This is a genomic window from Streptomyces sp. NPDC048507 (assembly GCF_043199995.1).
Taxonomy (GTDB): Bacteria; Actinomycetota; Actinomycetes; order Streptomycetales; family Streptomycetaceae; genus Streptomyces.
Genome location: NZ_JBICWZ010000002.1, coordinates 553,472 through 573,374 on the forward strand (window position 1 = coordinate 553,472; position 19,903 = coordinate 573,374).

At 76.2% G+C, this 19,903-nt stretch carries 17 protein-coding genes; 7 read left to right on the plus strand and 10 right to left on the minus strand.

What is annotated here, in order from left to right:
* Window positions 1–13: 13 nt before the first annotated feature.
* Window positions 14–1,336 carry an ABC transporter substrate-binding protein gene (locus ACGFXC_RS07615; RefSeq protein WP_393710484.1) on the minus strand — a complete coding sequence of 441 codons (1,323 nt, stop codon included), beginning with the start codon at window positions 1,334–1,336 and terminating at the stop codon, window positions 14–16.
* Between the two features lie 193 nt (window positions 1,337–1,529).
* On the opposite strand from ACGFXC_RS07615, the gene ACGFXC_RS07620 reads away from it, so the two are divergent.
* Window positions 1,530–2,828, plus strand: a complete 1,299-nt coding sequence (locus ACGFXC_RS07620) for an ROK family protein (protein ID WP_393710486.1) — start codon at window positions 1,530–1,532, stop codon at window positions 2,826–2,828.
* Window positions 2,829–2,876: 48 nt separating this feature from the next.
* Here the strand turns inward: ACGFXC_RS07620 and ACGFXC_RS07625 are convergent, their stop codons facing one another.
* Window positions 2,877–5,513 carry an ATP-binding protein gene (locus ACGFXC_RS07625; RefSeq protein ID WP_393710487.1) on the minus strand — a complete coding sequence of 879 codons (2,637 nt, stop codon included), beginning with the start codon at window positions 5,511–5,513 and terminating at the stop codon, window positions 2,877–2,879.
* 30 nt (window positions 5,514–5,543) lie between these two features.
* Window positions 5,544–5,843: a winged helix-turn-helix domain-containing protein gene (locus tag ACGFXC_RS07630; protein ID WP_393710489.1), complete on the minus strand. Its 300-nt coding sequence runs from the start codon at window positions 5,841–5,843 to the stop codon at window positions 5,544–5,546.
* A 200-nt stretch (window positions 5,844–6,043) separates the two neighbouring features.
* On the opposite strand from ACGFXC_RS07630, the gene ACGFXC_RS07635 reads away from it, so the two are divergent.
* The 3 genes from ACGFXC_RS07635 to ACGFXC_RS07645 are packed head-to-tail and all read left to right on the plus strand — an operon-like array spanning window position 6,044 to window position 8,477.
* Window positions 6,044–7,396, plus strand: a complete 1,353-nt coding sequence (locus tag ACGFXC_RS07635; protein ID WP_393710491.1) for a zinc ribbon domain-containing protein — start codon at window positions 6,044–6,046, stop codon at window positions 7,394–7,396.
* Between the two features lie 38 nt (window positions 7,397–7,434).
* Entirely contained in the window at window positions 7,435–7,806 is a 372-nt protein-coding gene (locus ACGFXC_RS07640; protein ID WP_393710492.1) for a hypothetical protein, read from the plus strand.
* Window positions 7,806–8,477 carry a hypothetical protein gene (locus ACGFXC_RS07645; protein WP_393710493.1) on the plus strand — a complete coding sequence of 224 codons (672 nt, stop codon included), beginning with the start codon at window positions 7,806–7,808 and terminating at the stop codon, window positions 8,475–8,477. Before ACGFXC_RS07640 ends, ACGFXC_RS07645 begins: the two co-directional genes overlap by 1 nt.
* Window positions 8,478–8,518: 41 nt before the next feature.
* Here the strand turns inward: ACGFXC_RS07645 and ACGFXC_RS07650 are convergent, their stop codons facing one another.
* From ACGFXC_RS07650 to ACGFXC_RS07660, 3 genes are all read right to left on the minus strand, one after another.
* Window positions 8,519–9,619 carry a LacI family DNA-binding transcriptional regulator gene (locus ACGFXC_RS07650; protein WP_393710495.1) on the minus strand — a complete coding sequence of 367 codons (1,101 nt, stop codon included), beginning with the start codon at window positions 9,617–9,619 and terminating at the stop codon, window positions 8,519–8,521.
* A gap of 34 nt (window positions 9,620–9,653) precedes the next feature.
* A complete protein-coding gene (locus tag ACGFXC_RS07655) occupies window positions 9,654–12,218 on the minus strand; it encodes a glycoside hydrolase family 3 C-terminal domain-containing protein (protein WP_393710497.1) in 2,565 nt (854 codons plus the stop codon).
* A gap of 122 nt (window positions 12,219–12,340) precedes the next feature.
* On the minus strand, window positions 12,341–13,417 hold the full coding sequence (locus tag ACGFXC_RS07660) for an RNA ligase (ATP) (protein ID WP_393710499.1): 1,077 nt from the start codon (window positions 13,415–13,417) through the stop codon (window positions 12,341–12,343).
* A gap of 142 nt (window positions 13,418–13,559) precedes the next feature.
* On the opposite strand from ACGFXC_RS07660, the gene ACGFXC_RS07665 reads away from it, so the two are divergent.
* Entirely contained in the window at window positions 13,560–14,303 is a 744-nt protein-coding gene (locus tag ACGFXC_RS07665) for an SDR family NAD(P)-dependent oxidoreductase (RefSeq protein WP_393710501.1), read from the plus strand.
* Window positions 14,304–14,545: 242 nt separating this feature from the next.
* On the opposite strand, the gene ACGFXC_RS07670 is transcribed toward ACGFXC_RS07665, so the two are convergent.
* The 3 genes from ACGFXC_RS07670 to ACGFXC_RS07680 form a co-directional block, all read right to left on the minus strand.
* Entirely contained in the window at window positions 14,546–15,226 is a 681-nt protein-coding gene (locus tag ACGFXC_RS07670) for a peptidoglycan-binding protein (protein ID WP_393710503.1), read from the minus strand.
* Between the two features lie 862 nt (window positions 15,227–16,088).
* Complete coding sequence (locus tag ACGFXC_RS07675) at window positions 16,089–16,295, minus strand: hypothetical protein (protein WP_393710505.1); 207 nt, start codon at window positions 16,293–16,295, stop codon at window positions 16,089–16,091.
* Between the two features lie 97 nt (window positions 16,296–16,392).
* Window positions 16,393–17,634, minus strand: a complete 1,242-nt coding sequence (locus tag ACGFXC_RS07680; RefSeq protein WP_393710507.1) for an MFS transporter — start codon at window positions 17,632–17,634, stop codon at window positions 16,393–16,395.
* 502 nt (window positions 17,635–18,136) lie between these two features.
* On the opposite strand from ACGFXC_RS07680, the gene ACGFXC_RS07685 reads away from it, so the two are divergent.
* Together ACGFXC_RS07685 and ACGFXC_RS07690 are read left to right on the plus strand one after the other, a co-directional pair.
* Window positions 18,137–18,613 carry a hypothetical protein gene (locus tag ACGFXC_RS07685; protein ID WP_393710509.1) on the plus strand — a complete coding sequence of 159 codons (477 nt, stop codon included), beginning with the start codon at window positions 18,137–18,139 and terminating at the stop codon, window positions 18,611–18,613.
* Between the two features lie 72 nt (window positions 18,614–18,685).
* Complete coding sequence (locus ACGFXC_RS07690) at window positions 18,686–19,519, plus strand: MerR family transcriptional regulator (protein ID WP_393710511.1); 834 nt, start codon at window positions 18,686–18,688, stop codon at window positions 19,517–19,519.
* Here the strand turns inward: ACGFXC_RS07690 and ACGFXC_RS07695 are convergent.
* Complete coding sequence (locus ACGFXC_RS07695) at window positions 19,488–19,823, minus strand: hypothetical protein (protein WP_393710513.1); 336 nt, start codon at window positions 19,821–19,823, stop codon at window positions 19,488–19,490. The genes ACGFXC_RS07690 and ACGFXC_RS07695 overlap by 32 nt on opposite strands.
* Window positions 19,824–19,903 lie beyond the last annotated feature (80 nt).

Consider the following 19,903-nt stretch of genomic DNA (forward strand, 5'->3'; position numbering starts at 1 on the left):
GCGGGGGCCGGGCTCAGTTCGACATCTGCTGCTGGGCCTTGGTGAGCTTCGCCTTGACCGATTCGGTGGTCACGGGGCGGCCGGCCGCGGCGTCGGCGAAGAGCTCCTTGACCGCGGTCCCGACCGCGGTCTCGAACTGGGATTCCTGCGGCACCTGCGGGAGGGGCGCGGCGCTGGTGGCGAGGGTCTCGCGGAGCACGGTGAGGTCGTCGGCGGCGAAGGCGGGGTCGCTCTGGGCGGCCTTGACGGGCGGGACGGAGCCGTAGGTCTTGTTCAGGAGCTTCTGCTCCTCGTCGCCGGTCATGAACTTGACGAACTTCAGGGCGCCGTCGAGGTTGTCGGTGTTCTTGAAGACGGCCATGTTGATGCCGGCGACCATGGAGTTGGTGTTCGTGCCGGAGCCGGGGGTCCCGCCGGCCGGGACGGGTACGGGGGCGACCCCCCAGTCGCCGTCCTTCATGCCGTTGGCCTTGAAGCTGGTGGCGGCGCTCTGCCACAGGACCATGGCGGTCTTGCCGTTGGCGAAGTCCTGGAGCGACTGGTTCTTGTCGTACTCCGCGTTGCCCGGAGCGATGATCTTGTCCTTGGCCATGAGGTCGACGTACTGCTTGACGGCGTCGACGTTCGCCGGGCTGTCGAAGACGGGCTTGCCCGCGGCGTCGAAGAAGGCGGCCCCGTGCTGCTGGGAGAAGACGAAGGCCTGGTGGATGTTGTTGGAGAGGTTGGAGCCCTCGGCGCCCAGGGCCCACTTGCCGTCCTTGGAGAGCTTGCGGCCCGTGCTGACCATCTCGTCCCAGGTGGCCGGGGGCTTGTCGACGCCCGCCTCCTGGAACATCTTCTTGTTGTAGTAGAGGGCGTACGCCATGGAGTAGAGGGGGACGGCGGCCGGGTCCTGGCCGACGGCGCCGGCGGATCCGATGGCGGAGGCGACGAAGCGCTCCTTGCCGCCGATGGCGTCGAAGTTCTTCGCGTCCCAGGGCAGCAGGGCGCCGGTGGCCTGGAGGGAGGAGGACCAGGTGTTGCCGATGTTGAGGACGTCCGGTCCCTGGCCGGAGGCGGTCGCGGCGAGGATCCTGTTGAGCAGGTCCGACCAGGGGACGACCTCCAGCTTCACCTTGATGCCGGTCTGCTGCTCGAACTTCTTCAGCTCGGGGCCGAGGACCGCCTGGTCCGCCGCGATGTCGGGGCCCTGGTTGGAGGCCCAGTAGGTGAGCTCCTTGGGGGCGGTGTTGGATCCGCCCCCGCTGTCGGCGGTGCCGCCGCCGCACGCGGTGGCGGTGGCGGCGAGGAGGGTGGCTGTCACGGCGGCGGTTGCGGCGGCTCGGGTTCTGCGCATGGCGGATCGGCCCCTTTCGTCAGGGTCGTGGGAAGGCCGGCGGGCGGGCGCCGGGGGTGTGGCCCCTGGCCCCGGTGGCGCCCGTTTGCGTCCAGGCCTTAATTTAGGACGTGAGTTAAGCCTCGGGAAAGGGTCGCGTCAAGGGGTCCCGCAGGGGTATGTTGCGAGCGAAGTCACGGGCGGAAGGGGCCAGATGACCACATTGCGGGGCGGACGGACGGTACGGGACCTGCGGCGCGGCAACCGCAGCGCAGTGCTCCGGCAGCTGTACTTCGGCGGGCCGATGAGCCGTCAGGAACTGGGTCCGGCGACCGGACTGAGCTCCGGCTCCGTCAGCAACGTGGTCGGGGAACTGATCGCGGACGGACTCCTGGAGGAGGCCGGCGTCGTCGATTCCGACGGCGGACGGCCCCGTACGCTGCTGCGGGTCTCCCCCGCCAGCGCGCACATGATCGGCGTGGACGTCGGCGAAACCCGGGTCCGGGTCGAGCTGTTCGACCTCACCCTGACCGAACTCGCCCGCACGGACCTGCCGTTGTCGCCACGCGGCTGCTACGACGTCGGACCGATCGTGGACCACGTCCGCACCGGCATCGCCACCGTCCTCGCGGAGGCCGGCGTGAGCACCGAGCGGCTGCTCGGCGTCGGGGTGGGCGTGCCCGGCATCGTCGACCGCGACGCCCCGGGCGGGACCGTCGTGCACGGGCAGACCATCGGCTGGGACGCGGTGCCGCTGGAGGCACTGCTGCGCGCCACGCGGGCCCTCCCGGACGAGGTCCCCTACCTCATCGACAACGGCGCCCGCACCCTGGGCCAGGCCGAGATGTGGTTCGGGGCCGGCCGGGGCGCGCGGGAGGCCGTGGTGGTCCTGTTCGGTTCGGGCGTCGGCGCCAGCCTGATCACCGACGGCTCGGGCACCGCCCTGGAATGGGGCCACCTCACGGTGTCGGTGCGCGGGCGGCGCTGCCGCTGCGGGGCGCTGGGCTGCCTGGAGGCCTACACGGGAGCGGAGTCGGTGCTCGCCCGCTGGGCGGAACGGGGCGGTGGCGCGGCGTACGCGGCCGGTGCGGCGGCCGACGAGGAGGAGGCACTGGCCGCCCTGCTCGCGGCGGCGGGGGCGGGGGACGCGCTCGCGCGGGAGGTGCTGGAGGAGACGGCGGAGTACCTGGGCGCGGGGCTGTCCGACCTGATCAACCTGTTCAAGCCGGAACGGATCCTGATCGGCGGCTGGGCGGGGCTGATGCTGGGCCCGCACGTCCTGCCCGCGGTCCGCGAGCACGCCACCCGCTACGCGCTGCCGCATCCGGCCGCACGGGTGTCGATCGACCTGAGCGCGCTGGGCCCGGACGCCGTCACGGTGGGCGCGGCGACCCTCCCCCTGTCGGCGTTCTTCACGGCGGGCGGCCGCCGCCCGCTGCCCGAACCGCCGGTGGAGCAGCCGGGCTGGCAGACGTCCCTGGAGGTCCGCGGCGGGGGGCGGGCGACCGGGTAGCCCGCGGACGGCCGGGTTGCCCGCCCCGGACGGCCGCCGCCGCCGGCCTCACGGAGCCGGGGAGGCCTCGCACTCCCGCAGGCCGGCGAGAGCGAGCGCCCGCTCCGCGGGGTAGGAGCCCGCACCGGGGAACCCGAGGACGGTGCGGAACTGCTGCCCCGCCTCGCGGACCCGGCCCGTCGCCGCGTAGGCGCGGCCCAGCCTGCCGCGGATCTCCATCTCCATCCGGGTCCGGTCGGGTTCGTTCGGCGGGGACAGCGACCGGATCCACGACAGCGCCTCCGGATGGAGGGCCAGGGCCGCCTCCGGGTTGCCCTCGCCCAGCTCCGCCGTGCCCAGCATGCTCAAGGTGATCGCGGTCAGCGGGATGTCGCCGGCCCGCCGGACCAGGTGCGCCGCCCGCACCAGCAACGCCTTGGCCTCGGCGAACCGGCCGAGGCCGAGGTGGACCTCGGCCGCGCAGCCCAGGGCCCTGCCGATCATCGTGGGACGGCCGTTCGCCTCGGCGCGGACGGCGGCCTCGTCCAGGCAGCGCAGCGCGTCACCGGTCCGTCCCAGCGCGCGGTGGGCGGTGCCCAGCACGCAGAGCGCCGTCGCCGCCAGCCATTCGTCCTCCAGCCGCCGGGCCAGCTCCACCGCCGCGGTGACGGGGGCGACGGCCCGGCCCGGGCGGCCCTCGTTCAGTTCGGCGGTCCCGATCCCGGTGAGGGCGCGCGCTTCCTCGCCCCGGTCCGCGTACCGCCGGCTCAGCTCCAGGGCCTCGGCGAACGCCGCTCGGGCCCGGGCGGGCGCGCCCTGGTAGATGCCGATGACGCCCGTGCAGTTGCGCAGCGCGGACGCCATCCGCCGGTCGTCGGCGCGCTCCGCCTGGGGGAGGGCCGTCTCCAGGGCGGTACGGCCTTCGTGGTAGCGGCCCCGGCGCACGAAGTGGTCGGTGAGCGCCTCGGCGATCCAGCACGCGAGGTCGGCTTCGCCGAGGTCCGCCGCGTGGCCGACGACGTCGGCGAGTTCCGGGCCGGCGGCGTCCAGCCAGGCGCTGGCCTCGGACCAGTCCGCGAACGTGCCCGTCGCGGACGGCCCGGTGCGGAAGCCGCCGGAGCCCCAGTCGCTGGCGCTGCGGCCGGCCTCGACGTAGAGGCGGAGCACGGCGCCGCGCGCCGCATCCGCTTCGGCCGGGGAGGCCCGGGCGAGCCGCCGGGCGTGGACCCGTACGAGATCGTGCAGCCGGTAGCGCCCCGGACGCGGCTGCTGGACCAGGCTCGTGTCGACCAGGCCCTCCAGGAGCCGCTCGGCCTCGCGGGCCGGCCGGCCCAGCATGGCCGCCGGGGTCAGGACGTCGAACTCGCTGGTCGGCGTCAGTCCCAGGGCACGGAACGCCTGCTGCTGGAGGGGGGTCAGCTGTTCGTACGACAGGCGGAAGGCCGACTCCACGCTGCGGTACCCGGCCTGGAGCTCCCCGAGCCTGCGGTCGTCGTCCGCCATGCGGTCCACGAGATGGGCGAAGGTCCACGCGGGACGGGTCTGCAGGCGGGTCCCGGCGATGCGCAGGGCCAGGGGCAGGCCGCCGCACAACCGGGCCAGCTCGCGCGTCGCCGGCCGCTCCCCGGCCGCGCGCTCCTCGCCGACGAGGTGCCCCAGCAGGGCCTGTGCGTCGTCCGCGCCCAGCGGATCCAGCGTGATGCGCCGGTCGGCGTCCAGTTCGGACAGCCGCTGCCGGCTGGCCACGATCACCGTGCTTCCCGGTCCGGCCGGCAGGAGCGGCCGGACCTGCGCGCTCGTCAGGGCGTCGTCCAGGACGAGGAGCAGCCGCAGCGGGCTGGTCGCCGCACGCCAGGCGGCGGTGAGTTCGTCCAGATCGGTCGGCACCTCACTGCCGGCGGTGCCGATCGTGCGCAGCAGCCGCCGCAGTGCGCGCTGGGGCGAGAACTTCTGCCGCCGGGGGCTGTGGGTGCCCAGGTCGACGAAGAGGCAGCCGTCGGGGTGGCGGTCGCGCAGGTCGTGGGCGCCGTGGACCACGAGCGCCGTCTTGCCGACCCCGGCGATGCCGTCGACGGCCACGACGCCCACGGAGCCGGACCCGAACGGGGCGGTCAGCAGGTCCCGTTCGCGCTGCCGTCCGACGAGGAGGCCGCTGCGGCCGGGGAGTTCACTGACCGGCCGGCGCGGCGGCGGCGGGACGGGGAGGGGCGGCGGGCCGGCCGGGGGCAGGGCGGCCGTCGGGCCGAGGAGGAACGCTTCGTCGCGGCGCAGGACCGCCTCGTAGACCCGGACCAGGGCCTCGCCGGGGCTGACTCCGAGCTCGTCGCGCAGCCGTTCCCGCATGCCCTGGTAGGCGGTGAGGGCCTCGGCCTGGCGCTGCCCGGCGTACAGGGCGCGCATGTGCAGGGCCAGCAGCGACTCGTCGTACGGCTCGGCGGCGGACAGCGCGGCCAGACCGTCCAGGGCCTCGGCCGCCCGGCCCAGCAGCAGGAGGCATTCGAGCCGCTCCGACCGCAGCGCCCGCTGCCGCTGCGCCAGGCGCCGCCGTTCGGCCCGCGCGTACGGCCCCGGAAGCCCGGCCAGGGGCTCCCCCCGGAACAGCGCGAGGGCGTCGGTCAGCCGGGCCAGCGCCGTGACCAGGTCACCGCCGTCCTTCACCCGACGGGCCTCCCTGGCCTGCACGGTCAGGTCCGCCAGGTCGGCCACGTCGACCCGGATCCGGTCGCGGGCTAGGCCCTACCGGCCCTGGCTGCTGCGGATCACCGAATCGTCGAGCCCCGTCCCCCGGGGGTCGAGGGCTTTGCGCAGCGCGTAGACGTAGGTCGCCAGCACCCGGTGGCCGGAGCCGGGCGGCTCCGTCCCCCACACCCTCGCGAGCAGGTCCTCGTGGCTCACGGTGGTGCCGGGGCGCAACGCCATGGCGGCCAGCACCGCCTGGCGGCGGACGGGTCCCAGGGGCAGCGGCGTCCCGCCCCGCCGTGCCCGTACCGGTCCGAGCAGCCCGATCGTGAGCGGCTGCGGAGATTCCCCCTCCACGTGGTCCCCTTCGAGCGCGTCATCGGAAATTCATCAGCATTGCAGTGCCCCCCGGCACGCTCGGCGAAGCACTGGGTGAACGGGCGGCAGGGGAATGGCTTGAACGGGAGGGCGTCATGACGGGTTCGGCCCCCGCGCGTCGCGGCACGGCACCGGGATGGGGCGGCAGCCGGGAAGTGACGAGGTATTTGTGTGCGGCCGTGTACCTGGACCGCGCCTACGCGGACGCCCTCGTGAAAGGGGTGGCCGCGGAGCCGCATCTGGCGGTGGCCCCGGCCCCGGCGTGCGACGTTCCGGTGGTGCTGAGGCACGCGTACTTCGCCAACGCCCGCAGGCACGCGCGGGACATCGTGCTCGCGCTCCTGCTGCTGTTCCTCGTCGTCTTCTTCCTGGCCGTGGGGATCCCCCAGATCACGGTGCTCCTCCTGCTGCTGGCCTGGCTGACGGTGTTCTCGTTCGAGTACGCCACCCGGTACGGGCTCCCCATGCAGAGCCTGCGTCCGGACCTCTTCGACCCCGCGGCCGCTCCCGACCCGATCAGCGCGACGGTCGCCGCGCGGCTGCGCGAGACCGCCGCGTACGCGGAGGGGAACGTCACCACCTACAGCGGCTATTCGCCGTTCGACGGGTACGGGACGGCCCGTGAATCGTGGTCCCTGGCCTTCGACGTCACCTCGCCGAGCCGCCCCGGGACGGAGCCGGAGGACTTCGACGTCACCGACCTGTACGCGCACGTCGCGGCACGGGCCGCCACGCTGGGCCTGCCCTGTCTGGAGATCGAGGAACGGCTCTTCGTCGACGGCTCGGCCGTCCGGGAGGACCGGCGCCTCCTTCCCGACCCGCTCGGGCGGCCCGTCGCCGCCGTCAGCGCCCGGGTGATGGAGGGGCTCAAGCGCGCACCAGAGGAGAAGGTCCGGCCCTACCTCGCCGTGCACTCCACGGGCTGGGGAGGCGAGCTGGTGACGTCGCTGTTCGTCCGCTTCGTCCGCTCGGACTCCAGCCTCGTCGTGGAGGCGGTGCCGACGGTGCTGTTCCCCCCGCGCGACGCCTACCGGGTCATCGACACCCTGATGCCCGGCCCGCCGCTGTCCGCGGTCCTGAAGCTCGCGCTCGACACCGTGCTTCCCACGGTGGCCATGCTCCTGGCCTCCCCCGTGCGCGCGATCACGGGATTCGCCCCCGACTTCTGGATGTATTTCCGCGTCCGGAAACAGAACAGACTGATCACGCAGATGCGCCGTTTCGACTACGGGGCCCGGCAGGCGGTGCGCCGCAACGTCGCGGACAACGGCCACCAGCGGTATTTCCAGGAAGCGGACAGCGTCATGGTCCTCAAGGCGATCGAGAAGAGGGTGCTGAACGCGGTCGTGGAATTCGCCGAGGCGCACGGCATCCACACCGACGAGCTCGTACAGCGGCAGGAATTGATCATCAATCACGGGATCATCGCGAGTCACGGGGCGAGCGTGCAGGCCAGTTCGGTGGCCTCGGGCGAGAATTCCAAGGTCTCGTCGAAGATCCTCAAGATGATTCCGCGCGTGAAACTGGACTGACCGGGACGAGGGACGAGGGACGAGGGACGAGGATGGACATGCGGAACAACGACGGGATCGTCGCCACGGGGGGTTCGCAGGTCGTCCCCTCCGCGGTGGCCAGCGGCAGGAGCGCGCGGGCCGAGGTGCGCAGCAGCGGCTCGACGGAGATCGGCGACGGCGGCCGGCCCCCGGCCCACGAGATCCGGGACATGGTCTCCCGGCTGATCGACGAACTGGGCCGTTCCGACCACCCCGACCGTGCCGATCTGATCGAGATAGCCGAGGACGCGCGCGAGGAACTCGGCTCCGAGGGGCGGCGCCTGGGCAAGCTGCGGATGCTCGCGCGGGCGCTCCTGAGCGCGGTGACGGGCTTCACCGCGCTGGTCTCCCTCGCGCAGCCGATCGACGAGGCGATCAGAGCCCTGTGATGACCAGGCCGTCCTCGCCGTCGCCGTCTTCCCGGCCCGACGGGTCCGAGTACGTCCGCGTCGGATTCACCGTCCTGCCCCGGTGGCTGCCGTGGCTGGTGGCAGCCCTCGTCGTGGTGGGCGGCGGGGGCGCGGCGGTCCTCATCGCCTCGACGCCCACGCCCGGAGAGCGGGTGGCGGGTGCGCCGAGCGGGCTGCCGGAGGAAGGGGGCGCCGGCGCGTGGACGCCACCGGCCGCTCTCCCGCCCTCCGTCCCGGCGCCGTCCATGCCCACCGAGCTCCCGTCCGTCACTCCTTCCGACCTTCCCTCCGCAGCGGTGAGCGGGCCCGCCCCGGCCCCGGCCGAGCCGAGTCCCGGCGATCCGGACGATCCGGATGATCCGGACGAGAACCGGGTCGTCGAGGCCTACTACCGCGAACTCGCGGACGGGGACTTCGCGGCGGCCTGGGAACGCGGCGGCAAGTACATCGCCCACACCTCCTACGCGAAGTGGGTGGCGGGCTACGACACGACGGCTTCGATCTCGCTCGGCCGGGCGGACGCGGTGGGCGGGGGCCGGGTCCGGGTCGTGATCCGTGCGCTGCAGACGGACGGCACGGCACGGACGTACGGGGGGACGTACACCGTGTCCGGCGGCGTGATCGTCGGCGCGGACGTCAGCGAGCAGTGAGGGGCACCGGCAGCAGCCCCCCGGTGGGGGTCAGGCGGGGGTCAGGCCGAGTCGCGGACGATCAGGGACGGGGCGAACAGCACCTCCGCCGGGGGTGCGGCGGGGGACGCGAGGCGGTCGAGGAGCAGGCGGACCATCTCCGTCGCCATCGCCTCCACCGGCTGGCGGACCGTCGTGAGCCGGGGCCGGCCGGCCGTGGCGGCGCTGGAATCGTCGAAGCCGACCACCGCCACGTCGTCCGGGACCCGCCGCCCGTGCTCCCCCAGCACCAGACAGGCCCCCTGGGCCATGAGGTCGTTGGCGGCGAACACCCCGTCCAGATCGGGCCGTTCGGCGAGCAGTCGGCGCATCGCCCGCTCACCGCCCTCCACCGTGAAGTCGCCCTCCACGACGGGCGTCGCCGGCCCGGCCCCGCCCAGGAACCCCGCCACGCGCTCCCGGCTCGCCGCCAGCCGCCCCGGGCCCGCGATCACCGCGAGCCGTCGCCTGCCCCGCCCCGCCAGGTGCCCGGCGGCCAGGGCCCCGCCCTCGCGGTGGCGCAGGTCGACCCAGTCCAGCGGTGGCGCGCCGGGCTCCGGGCGGCTGAACCGCACCGCCGCCAGACCGGCCCCGGCGAGCATCCCGGGCAACGGGTCGTCGGCGTGCGTGGTGACAAGCAGCGCCCCGTCGGCGCCGCCCTGCCCCAGGTACGCCAGCACCTGCGCCCGGTCCTCCGCAGCGTCGGCGAACATCAGCACCGGGTGCACCCCGCGCGGCCGCAGCGCCTGGACGACGGCACCGGTGACCCGTCCGAAGAACGGGTCCTGGAAGACGCGCGCGACGGCGTCGGAGTCGCCGTCCCGGCCCGCTCCGGCCCCGGCTCCGCTTGCGGCTCCGGCTCCGGCTCCCGTCCCGGAGACCACCAGGGCCACCGCCCCGGAGCGCCGGGTCACGAGCGAGCGGGCCGCGCGGTTGGGCACGTACCCGGTCGCGGCGACGGCCCGCCGGACCGCTTCCCGGATCGCCGGGTCAACGTTGCGGACCCCGTTGACCACGCGGGACACCGTTGCCCGCGACACCCCGGCCGCCCGGGCCACGTCCTCCAGGGTCGGCGCCGACCCCGTCGCCGCGCCCGTGCCCGTACGCCCCCGCCCCGTGTCCATGGCGGCACTGTAGCGCCGCCCGCCCGTCCCGGTGTCAGCGGCTGCGCCGCGCCCCGGTGTCGAGGACGGAGCGCAGCGGGAGGTCGCCCGCGGTGCGACCGGCCAGCAGCGTGAAGCGGCCCGGCTCCAGCTCCCAGCCGCGGGTGCGCGCCGACCAGTGCTCCAGGGCCCGCAGGGGTACCCGTACGCGGGCGGTGACCGCCGCTCCCGGGTCCGCTTCCACGGCCGCCCAGCCGGCGAGCCAGCGGGCGGGGCGCTCGACCGTCGAGCCGGGGCGGGCCAGGTGGAGCTGGACCACCTCCCGGCCGCGCCGGCCGCCCGTGTTGCGCAGCAGCACGGGGACCTCGTAGCCGCCGGGCGCCGGCTCGGGGCTGCCGATCTCCTCGAACTCCCAGGTGGTGTAGCCCCGTCCGTGCCCGAGCCAGTAGGCGGGCGCCGTGCCGGAGCGCAGCCAGGCCCGGTACCCGATGTGGAGGCCCTCCTCATACGGGAGGACGCCCCGGCGGGGGCGGGTGGTGCGGACGGGGGCGTCGTCGAGGGCGGCGGGCCAGGTGGTGGGGAGCCGGCCGCCCGGTTCGGCGCGGCCGAGGAGCACGTCGGCGAGGGCGGCGCCGCCCTCCTGGCCGGGGAACCAGGTGAGGAGCACGGCGGCGGGGGCCGCGCGCCAGGGCAGTTCGAGCGGCCCGCCGCAGTTGACGACGACGACCGTACGGGGGTTCGCGCGGGCGATCTCGCCGATGAACCGCCCGTACCCGGGGTCCAGGCGGAGCGTGTCACGGTCGCGCCCCTCCGACTCCCCTCCCTCGTCGGTGCCGACGACCACCACGACGGCGTCGGCCCCGCGGGCGGCCTCCAGCGCGGCGGCCGACGCCCGGGCGGGACCGACGGGCGGCGGAGCGGCGGCGAGGACGGTGGCGCGGCCGGTGCCGGGGGCCAGCCCGCGGCGGGCGACGACGCGGACGGGGCGGCCGGCGGTGAGGTGGACGCGGGCGGTGTGCAGGGGCGGCCGGACGTGGATGACGGCGGGGTCGTCCGTGCCGGGCGGGAACTCGCCCTCCAGGACGGCCGCCCCGTCCACGGTGAGCCGGAGCGGGCCGAAGCCGCCGAGGGCCAGGGTCCAGGGCCCGGTGACGTCGGGGTGGAGCAGGGCGGTGAGCTCGACGGTGGCGGATCCCGGGGGCAGTTCGGGCTCCAGGACTCGGCCGCAGGGCTGCGCGCGGGCGGCCAGCTCGGCCCCGTCGGCGTCGAGCACCCGCAGCCGCACCCCGGGGGCCCCGGTCGCGGGATCCCGGGCGTGCCGCGGGCCGACCGGCTCCGGATCGGCGGCGGGCTGCGGCCCGGGCTCGTACGCGATCCGGACCCGGTCGGGCAGCGCGGCCCGCAGCCCGGCGAGGGGGGTGACCGCCCCGTGGGGGAACACCTCGGAGCTCCCCCCGCCCTGCACGCGCGGCGCGACGGCGTGCCGCCCGATCACGGCGACCCGCCGCAGCGACCCGGAGTCGAGCGGCAGCAGGCCCCGGTTCTCCAGCAGCACGAAGGACGCGGCGGCCGCCTCCCGCAACCCCTCCCGCACCGGGTCCCCGTCTCCCCCGGCCGGCGCGCCCCCGCCCGCCGGCCGGGGGCCCGGTCCGGCGCCCCCCGGGACTGCGCCCGCCGGGGCGCCGGCCGCGGCGCCCGTGGACGCCGGGCCCGCGCCCGCCGGGGCCGGGTGCGGGGTGGGTCGCGGGCCGGCGGCCGCGAGGGCGCCGACACGGGTGGCCAGGCGCAGCAGGCGGCGGACCTTCTCCGTCACCGCTGCGACGGGGACATCGCCGCGCTCCACCGCCTCCGCCAGGGCCTCGCCCCAGGGCCCCCCAGGCCCCGGCATGACCAGGTCCTGCGCCGAGAGCGCCGCCGCGGCCGTGGAGCGTACGGCGCCCCAGTCCGAGACGACCACGCCGTCGAAGCCCCACTCCCCCTTCAGGGGCTCCGCGAGCAGGGAACTCTCGCTCATGGTTGCGCCGTTGACCTTGTTGTACGCCGACATCACCACCCACACCCCGGCCCGCACCGCCGCTTCGAACGGCGCGAGGTACACCTCGCGCAGCACCCGCTCCTCGACCCGTACGTCGAGGGTGAGCCGCTGCGTCTCGGAGTCGTTGGCGACGTAGTGCTTGGCCGTCGCGGCCACGCCCCGCGACTGGACGCCGCGGATCAGTGCCGCCCCGGTACGGCCCGCGAGCAGCGGGTCCTCGGAGAAGCACTCGAAGTGGCGGCCCGCGAGGGGGCTGCGGTGCAGGTTCAGGGCGGGGGCGAGCAGGACGTGGACGCCCTTGCGGCGGGCCTCGTCGCCGAGGAGCTCGCCGAGCCCGCGGACGCGGTCCTCGTCCCAGAGGGCGCCGAGCGCGCTGGGGCACGGCAGCAGGGCGGAGGTGTCGCAGGCGTCCCAGCCGGGCCCGCGCACCCCGGCCGGGCCGTCGGAGAACACCAGCGGGGCCAGCCCGAGGGCGGGTTCGGGGTGCGTGCGCCAGGTGTCGGCGCCGGTGAGCAGCCGGATCCGGCGGCGCAGGTCCAGCCGGCCGGTGAGCCGGTCCACTTCGCCGCCGTCGCCGTCACGCATGTACGGGCCCCTCGTTCCGGTCGTCGCGGGCGCTGGGAGAGCGCTCTCCCTCATGATTCCGACGCATCCGCGGTCCTGTCAACGCCCGGGCGAGAGGGGTGCGTTCGCGTGCGGCCCCCCGCTCACTCGTACTCCGTGCCTCCCTTGCGGGTGAGGTAGGCCGGGCTGACCGCCTTCGCGAGGGCGCGGCCGCCCGTGACCGGGCTGTGGCGTTCCGTCGCCGCGCGGATCACGACCCCCTCGCGCAGGTGCAGCCCGCGCCCCGAGACGGTCTCCCGGCCGTTCGCCAGCTCCAACACCTCCGCCAGGACGTACGGCCCCTCGAAGAGCCTCGGCACCAGAGGGAGTTCGCCGTCGGCCAGCACCAGCGCCGGGTCCAGCCAGCGCACCTGCCCGTCGATCTCGGCGGACACGTCGAAGACCGCGTACCCGGGCGGCGCGTCGGCCGCGCCGCCCCGGGCGCCGTAGGCCAGGTCCTGCACCCCTGATCCGTACACCTCCGCGAAGATCCCGACCCGGGTCGCGCCCAGCCGGTCGGCCAGCCGGGCGGCGGCCCCCGGGACGCCGTGGCCGCGTACGGCGCGCCAGTAGAGGTTGCGGTCGTCCTCCTTGAGGCCGAGGCCCTTGGCTCCGAAGCCCTTGGAGGAGACCAGGACGCGCCCGTCCCCGGCGACGTACGTCAGCAGGCACGCGGTGCCGTGCAGCTTTTCGGTCACGACGACGGGCTCGCCCTCCTCGAAGACGTGCGGATGGCGCCGCAGGTTCTCGACGTCCGTCCACGGCAGCAGCTCGGGGGCCGGCTCGACCTCCCCGTTCATCGACGTGGGCACGGGTGGCGACCATTTGACGATGCCCAGCGCCCCGGCGAAGTCGACGCCCTCCTTCGCCGCGAGCTCCAGGTCCACGGCGGCCAGGGCACGCGGCCGGCACACCAGGCCCTGCGAGAGCTCGCCGCGCAGCCGGACCGCCCGGACCCGGTCGTGGGCACTGCCGGCGAGCCGTCCCGTCAGCCCCAACTCCTCGATCAACGCTGCGGGCAGGACGGCCTGTTCGGGTATATAGAGCGCGAAGTCCCCGGTACGGAAGGCACCTTTGGCGACGACGGCCCGGTAGAGGCCGACCTGGGCGAGCTCCAGGGCGTCGGCGTTCGGGTGTGCGAGGACGGTGAGGCGTTCGACGGTGACGCGCAGCGTGGACATGGTGCGGCTCCTCATGAGGGGTGGGGTGGGTGCCGCACCACTGTCCGGCGGTCCTTTTGCGCTGGTCCAGCGAATATCGCGGTGTTAGCCTGCGGCGCCCGAAGGGCCGGCGGGCCCGACGTCCAGCTCTCAGGAGGCCCTCATGTCTTCTCGTCCGGTCACGGTCGTCACCGGCGGCGGCCGCGGCATCGGCGCGGCGACCAGTGTGCGGCTCGCCGCCGACGGCCACGACCTGGTGCTCGGCTACGCGCACGACCGTGCGGCGGCCGAGGCCGTCGCCGAGCGGGTACGGGCGGCCGGCGCCCGGTGCGTGACCGTACGCGGCGACACCTCCGAGGAGTGCGCGGTGGAGCGGCTCTTCGACATCGCCGGGGCCGAACTCGGCGCGGTCACGGGCCTGGTCAACAACGCCGGGGTGACCGGACCGCTCGGCCGGCTCGCCGACGCCCGCGCCGAGGACCTGCGCCGGGTGGTGGAGGTGAACCTGCTCGGCTACCTGCTGTGCTGCCGGCGGGCCGCGCGGGACATGGCGGAGGGCGGCGGCGGTGCCATCGTCAACGTGTCCTCGGCCGCCGCGACCCTCGGCAGTCCCGGGGACTACGTGCACTACGCGGCGACGAAGGCGGCCGTCGACGCGCTGACGGTGGGCCTGTCCAAGGAGCTCGGACCGGACGGCGTCCGGGTCAACGCGGTGGCGCCCGGCATGATCGAGACCGGCATGCACGCGGCGATGGGCGATCCCGGCCGGCCCGCCCGGGCGGCGGCGGGGATCCCGCTGGGGCGGCCCGGCAAGCCGGAGGAGATCGCCGGGGCCGTCGCCTGGCTGCTGTCGGCGGACGCCTCGTACACGACCGGGACGGTCCTGCGCGTCGCGGGCGGCCGCTGAGCGGCTCGACTACGTGGGCGGGATCCTGGTCGTCACTCAGTCGGTGCTGGTGGAGCGGTACTGGACGGAGATCCGCACGGGCTTGGAGGGGGCCGGGGTCCCCGTCCGCCACTTCGTCCTGGACGCGGACCGGGACACCCTGGTCCGGCGGATCGAGCCGGACACCGTGGAGGCGGGCGCCCGACGGTGGCGCCCGGCTCATCGCCGCCCGGGCGGTGTGAACGGGACCGGGCCGCACCCGCTCAGCCGAAGGCGGCGCGGGTGGCCGGACCGTAGGTCCCGCTCGGGTCGCCCTTGATGTCGCGGTCCCGCTGGAGCTGCGCGACGCCGCGCCGCGTCTGCTCGTCGTAGACCCCGTTCGGGGAGACGTACGTGAACCCCTGCCCGTAGAGCCGTTCCTGGAGGGCGCGCACCTCGGGCCCCCGGTCCCCCGGACGCAGGGTTCCCGAGACCCCGGCCGGCGGCTTCGCGGCGGGGGCGCTCGGGGACCCCGGGCCGGACGGACGGGTCCGGGGGTCGCCCGACGGCCGGGCCCCGGCGGGCGGAGACCCCGGGGAGGCCGCCGCGCCGGAGCCGGACGGCAAGGAGGAGGGCGCGCCGGTGCGCGGGGTGGCGCCGTCGCCGGGCTCGGCGGAGTCCTCGGCGCCGGGGCTGCGGGCGGGCAGCTCGGGCAGCGCCAGTCCGGGGTGCGGAACACCGGGCGCGGGCTCCGGCGCGGGGTCGCGCAGCAGGAACAGCAGCCCCGCCACCGAAGCCAGCGCGAGCAGGGCGAGGGCGGCCATCGGCAGCCGGTGACCGCGCCGCGCGGCTCCGCTCTCGGGTGCCGACGGAGCGGGCGGGGCCGGGGCGACGGCCGGTCCGAGGGACCAGTCGGGCCCGGCCGGTCCGGGCGCGGCGGCTCCCGCGACGAGCCGCGGGCCCACGGCCGGATCCAGGGGCCAGGCCGGCAACGCCGGACCGGGCGCGGGCGGGCCCGCCGTGAGGACGGTTCCGGGAAACGGCGGGGCGGGCCGGGCGCCGGCCAACGGCGAACCCCCGGCCACCGTGACCCGAGCCCGATGCTCGGGGCCCTGCCCGGCGGGATGCGCGAGGGCATGGTCGGGGGCGGTGCCGGCAACCTGCCCGGCAGTACGCCCCGCGGCCTGTCCGGAGGCAAGTCCGGCGGGATGCCGGGGGATGCGGTTGGGGGCGTGACCGGCAACCTGCCCGGCAGTACGCCCGGGGGCTCCGCCGGCATGCCCAGAACCGTGGCCAGCGGCAGGTCCGGTGGCACGCCCGGAAGCGCGGCCACCTGCCTGTCCGGAGGCGAGCCCGGCGGGATGCCCGGGGGCACCGTCGGGGGCGTGACCAGCAACCTGCCCGAGGGCACGCCCAGCGGCTTGACCGGCACCGTGCCCGGCGGCAGGTCCGGGGGCGTGACCCGGGGCTTGGCCGTCAGCGTGCCCGGGGGCATGGGCAGCGGCCTGGCCGGCGGGCTGCCCGAGGGCACGGCCAGCGGCTTGACCGGCACCGTGCCCGGGGGCAGGTCCGGCAGCGCGTCCGGGGGCGTGACCCGGGGCTTGGCCGTCAGCGCGCCCGGGGGGTTGACCGGCAGCCCACCCGGCGGTACGACCACCGGCCTGGTCGGCGGCGTGCCCGGGGGTGGGGGCGGAGGGGGTTATGTAGGGGCGCACGAGCGGGGGGTCGGCGGGGTCGGGCCCGGTCTCATCGGGGTGTGGGGACACGATCGTCTCCCGGCACGGTCGGGGCCGGCGCGGCGGTGCGGAACCGGCCCCGTCCCGCCGGTCAGGCCCCGCGCCGCCGGGCGGCGGGGGCCGTGCCCGGACCCGCGGCCGGCGCGGTGGCGCCGCCGATCGGGACCGGGACCGTCGTGTCCGCGCCGGCCGGCGCGGGGTCCGCGGAGGGCCCGCCGGACCGGCCGCCCGTCACGGCCCGGGCGGGCGCAGCGCCGAGGAGGGCCCGACCGGGTGCGGGGCGGACGGTCGTCGACATGCCAGTCATCTCCGAAGTGCAGCTCATACGGTGCTTCTTGACCGGGCGTCTCGACCGGGCTTCCTGAGCGGACTCTTTCCGTCCGGAGCCACTCCGGTCAAGCCGGATGTCCGATCCGCCCCATCTTTCCCTTCGGGGCGGTACGGCCCCGCGCGCCCGGCACCGTCGCCCCGGCCTCCGGACCTTGCGGAAGCTGACCCTCCGATCCTCCGGGCCCGGGGCGGCGGCGCCCCCGCCGCAGCGCGGTCCCGACCGTGCCCGCCGCGATCACCATCAGCCCGGCCCCCGTCAACGGCGCGGCCGGGACCGAGATCCGGTCGACGGCGAGGCCCCCGACGAGCGCGCCCGCGGCGATGGCGAAGTTGAACATGGCCACCATCAGCGCCGAGGCGGCCTCCGGGGCCCCCGGCGCGGCCTTGAGCATCCAGCGTTGCAGGCTGACCGACACCCCTCCGTACGCCAGCCCCCACACCAGCAGCAGCCCCGTCCCGGGGACGGGGCCCGGTACCAGGGCGATCGCCGTCAGCACCGCCCCCAGGGCGACGCTGACGGCGAGCAGCGTCCGGCGGGGATCGCGCGGGCCGGCCAGGAAGTTCCCGGCGACTCCGGCGAGCCCGTAGCCGAGGAGCAGGGTGCTGACGTAGCCGGCCTCGACTCCGGAGACGTCCCGCAGGACGGGCCGCACGAAGGTGTAGGCCGCGAACTGGCCGGTCACCACGAGGAAGGTGACGGCGACTCCGGTCCGGACCCCGCGGTTGCGCCGCAGCACGTCGGGCAGTTCGCGGGCGCTCACGCGGCGGGACGGGGGCAGCGGGGGCAGCAGCAGGAGCAGCGCGGCCAGGGAGACGGCGCCGAGGGCGCCGACCGCGGCGAAGGCGGTCCGCCAGCCCCCGAGTTCGCCGAGCAGGGTCCCCGCGGGCACGCCGAGCACCGAGGCGGTGGGGACGCCGCCGAAGATCAGGGCCGTGGCCCGGCCGACGTGCCGCGGCGGTACGAGGCGCACGGCGAGGCCGCCCGCGACGGCCCAGAACCCGCCGACGCTGACGCCGACGAGCAGCCGGGCGGCCAGCACCACGGGGAAGGTCGAGGCGAGCGCGGCGGCGGCGTTGGCGGCGGCCATCAGGGCGATCAGCACGCACAGGACGTGACGCCGGTCGACGCGGGCGGTGCCGACGGTGACCAGCGGCGCGCAGAGCCCCGCGACGACCCCGGGGACGGTGACCATGAGGCCCGCGGTCCCCTCGGAGACGCCGAGCGCGTCGCCGACGGGGGTGAGCAGTCCGACGGGCAGCAGCTCGGAGGTGATCAGGCAGAAGATCCCGAGGGAGACGGCTCCCACGGGCGCCCACCCCTTCCGGCCGGCACCGATATCGGGGCCGGAGGGGCCAGCAGGACCAGCGGGGCCAGCGGGGCCAGCGGGGCCAGCGGGGCCAGCGGGGCCAGCGGGATCGACGGGATCGGGGGCGGGGGCGTCCGGCGCGGTGGGGTCGGGCATGTGCGGGTCTCCCTCGGGTGGCGGGCGGATGACGTCGGGGACCGGAGGTCGCGCCTCCCCCGGCCCGTGCCGTCGGCGTGCGCGCCCATTGTGCGACCGGGCGCGCCCCGGCGGCCCACCGCGTGCGGAATCGATTCCGCAGGCCGTCCGAGGCCGCCCCCGCGAAGGCACACCCCGGGCCCGCTCCGGATACCCGCCGGAACCGCTCCGCGGTCCCCCGGCGAATCCCACCCGGCTCCCCGTCGCCTCCCCCAATGCTCCCCTCGGTTCCGCCGGTTCGCCCCCGTTTCACCCGGACGCGTGAGGAGCGCCGCCCGGCCGCCCCCGACTACGGCATGGTGGTCGGATGCAGTTACGCCGGGCCGCCCTGCCCCTTTCCCTCCTGGCGCTCCTCACGAGCGCCGGCTGCGTCGGCGTCGGCCCCGAGTCAGACGGTCCCGGCCCGGCACGCGGCTCCGTACCGCCCCTCGGCGCCCCGGACGCGCCCGACGCACCCGACGCGCCCGACGCACCCACGGGACGGCACGCCGCGGCGCCGCCCGCCCCGCTGCCGTTGGGCGAGCTCCCGGACCCGGTGGCCGAGCCGTCCCCCGGTGCTCCAGGTCCGGGGCCCGCCCGCACGGCCCGGCCGCCGGCGGAGCGGGCGCCGAAGCCCGCCGTGCCCCGGCGCGCCCGGCCGCTCGGGCCCGCGCCGCCGCACACGCCCCACGTGCCCCGGCCGGCGGCTCCGCGCCCGCTGCGCGGGGAGGAGCTGTGCGCGGCGGCCGAGGGGGCGGTGCCACCGTCCGTCGTCGATCTCTGCGTGCGCCAGTACGGCCGCTGACCTGCGGGCCTTCCCCAGGTTCCGGGCAGACTTGACCCTCACACGGTGTCAGGCCGTCCACTGGAAGGCGTCATGTTCACCATCGGAGAGTTCGCCAAGCACGGCCGGGTGTCGGTCCGCATGCTGCGCCACTACGACGCGCTCGGACTGCTGCGCCCGGCACGTGTCGACCCCGTGACGGGCTACCGGTCCTACGCGGCCGGCCAGCTCGCCCGCCTCAACCGCGTCATCGCGCTCAAGGAGCTCGGCTTCAGCCTGGAGCAGGTGGCGGCGCTCCTCGACGAACGGGTGGGCGCGCAGGAGCTGCGCGGCATGCTGCGGCTGCGGCGGGCGGAGCTGGAATCCGCCGCGGCCGAGGCCGCCGCACGCCTCGCCCGGGTCGAGACGAGGCTCCGGACCATCGAGAGCGAGGGAACCATGCCCACCGAAGAGGTCGTCGTCAAGAGCCTGCCGCCCGTCCGCCTGGCGGAACTCACCGGGGTGGCCGCCGGGTACGCCCCACAGGACATCGGGCCGGTGATCGGTCCCTTGTACGAGGAGCTGTGCGGCCGCCTCGACCGCGCCGGGGTGGTCCCGACCGGTCCGGGCCTCGCCCACTACGAGCCCGCGCCCGGTGGCGGGCCCGGCTCCGTGCTGGTGCACGCCGGGCTCCCCGTCGCCGGGGCCGTCCGTGCCGAGGACCTCGGGGGCGGGGTGCGGATCGTCGTGCTGCCCGCCGTCGAGCGGGCGGCGACCGTGGTGCACCGGGGGGCGATGGACGGGGTGCTGCCGTCGGCACAGGCCCTGGCCCGGTGGATCGACGAGAACGGGCACCGCGGCACCGGGTACGCCCGGGAGCTCGCGCTGGCCTGCCCCGAGGACCGGGACCAGTGGGTCACCGAGCTCCAGGAGCCGCTGACGGCCTGAGCCGGGCCGCGCGGGACACGGTCCGGCGGGTCCGCAGGGCCGTGTCCCGGCGGACGGTGCGCAGCCGACGCGCCGTGAGGTGGCCCCGGCGGCGCCACTCGGCGCGCGGCAGCCCGGCGCGCTGCCCGCCGCCGGTGATGAGGGCGTTGACCGGGGCGTGCGGGTCGGCGGCCAGCCCCTTGGCGACGAGCACGCCGACCACCAGCGGTACGAGGGCCACGGCCAGTGCGGATCCGGCGGCGCTCACGTTGCGCAGGCGGGGGTGGGTGCCGGGCCCGGCGCCGGGGGTGGTCTCGGTGGTCATGGCGCCATTCCAGCAGCGGGGGCGCGCACGGGAATCGGCGCGCATACTCAGGCCGTTGCGTACGGGGTACTCAGCTGAAG

Coding starts and splice junctions, on each gene's coding strand:
- ACGFXC_RS07640 (WP_393710492.1), top strand. CDS start 7,435: ATGCGGAACAACGACGGGATCGTCGCCACGGGGGGTTCGCAGGTCGTC.
- ACGFXC_RS07615 (WP_393710484.1), bottom strand. CDS start 1,336: ATGCGCAGAACCCGAGCCGCCGCAACCGCCGCCGTGACAGCCACCCTC.
- ACGFXC_RS07695 (WP_393710513.1), bottom strand. CDS start 19,823: ATGACCACCGAGACCACCCCCGGCGCCGGGCCCGGCACCCACCCCCGC.
- ACGFXC_RS07690 (WP_393710511.1), top strand. CDS start 18,686: ATGTTCACCATCGGAGAGTTCGCCAAGCACGGCCGGGTGTCGGTCCGC.
- ACGFXC_RS07650 (WP_393710495.1), bottom strand. CDS start 9,619: ATGGACACGGGGCGGGGGCGTACGGGCACGGGCGCGGCGACGGGGTCG.
- ACGFXC_RS07645 (WP_393710493.1), top strand. CDS start 7,806: ATGACCAGGCCGTCCTCGCCGTCGCCGTCTTCCCGGCCCGACGGGTCC.
- ACGFXC_RS07655 (WP_393710497.1), bottom strand. CDS start 12,218: ATGCGTGACGGCGACGGCGGCGAAGTGGACCGGCTCACCGGCCGGCTG.
- ACGFXC_RS07675 (WP_393710505.1), bottom strand. CDS start 16,295: ATGTCGACGACCGTCCGCCCCGCACCCGGTCGGGCCCTCCTCGGCGCT.
- ACGFXC_RS07665 (WP_393710501.1), top strand. CDS start 13,560: ATGTCTTCTCGTCCGGTCACGGTCGTCACCGGCGGCGGCCGCGGCATC.
- ACGFXC_RS07620 (WP_393710486.1), top strand. CDS start 1,530: ATGACCACATTGCGGGGCGGACGGACGGTACGGGACCTGCGGCGCGGC.
- ACGFXC_RS07685 (WP_393710509.1), top strand. CDS start 18,137: ATGCAGTTACGCCGGGCCGCCCTGCCCCTTTCCCTCCTGGCGCTCCTC.
- ACGFXC_RS07660 (WP_393710499.1), bottom strand. CDS start 13,417: ATGTCCACGCTGCGCGTCACCGTCGAACGCCTCACCGTCCTCGCACAC.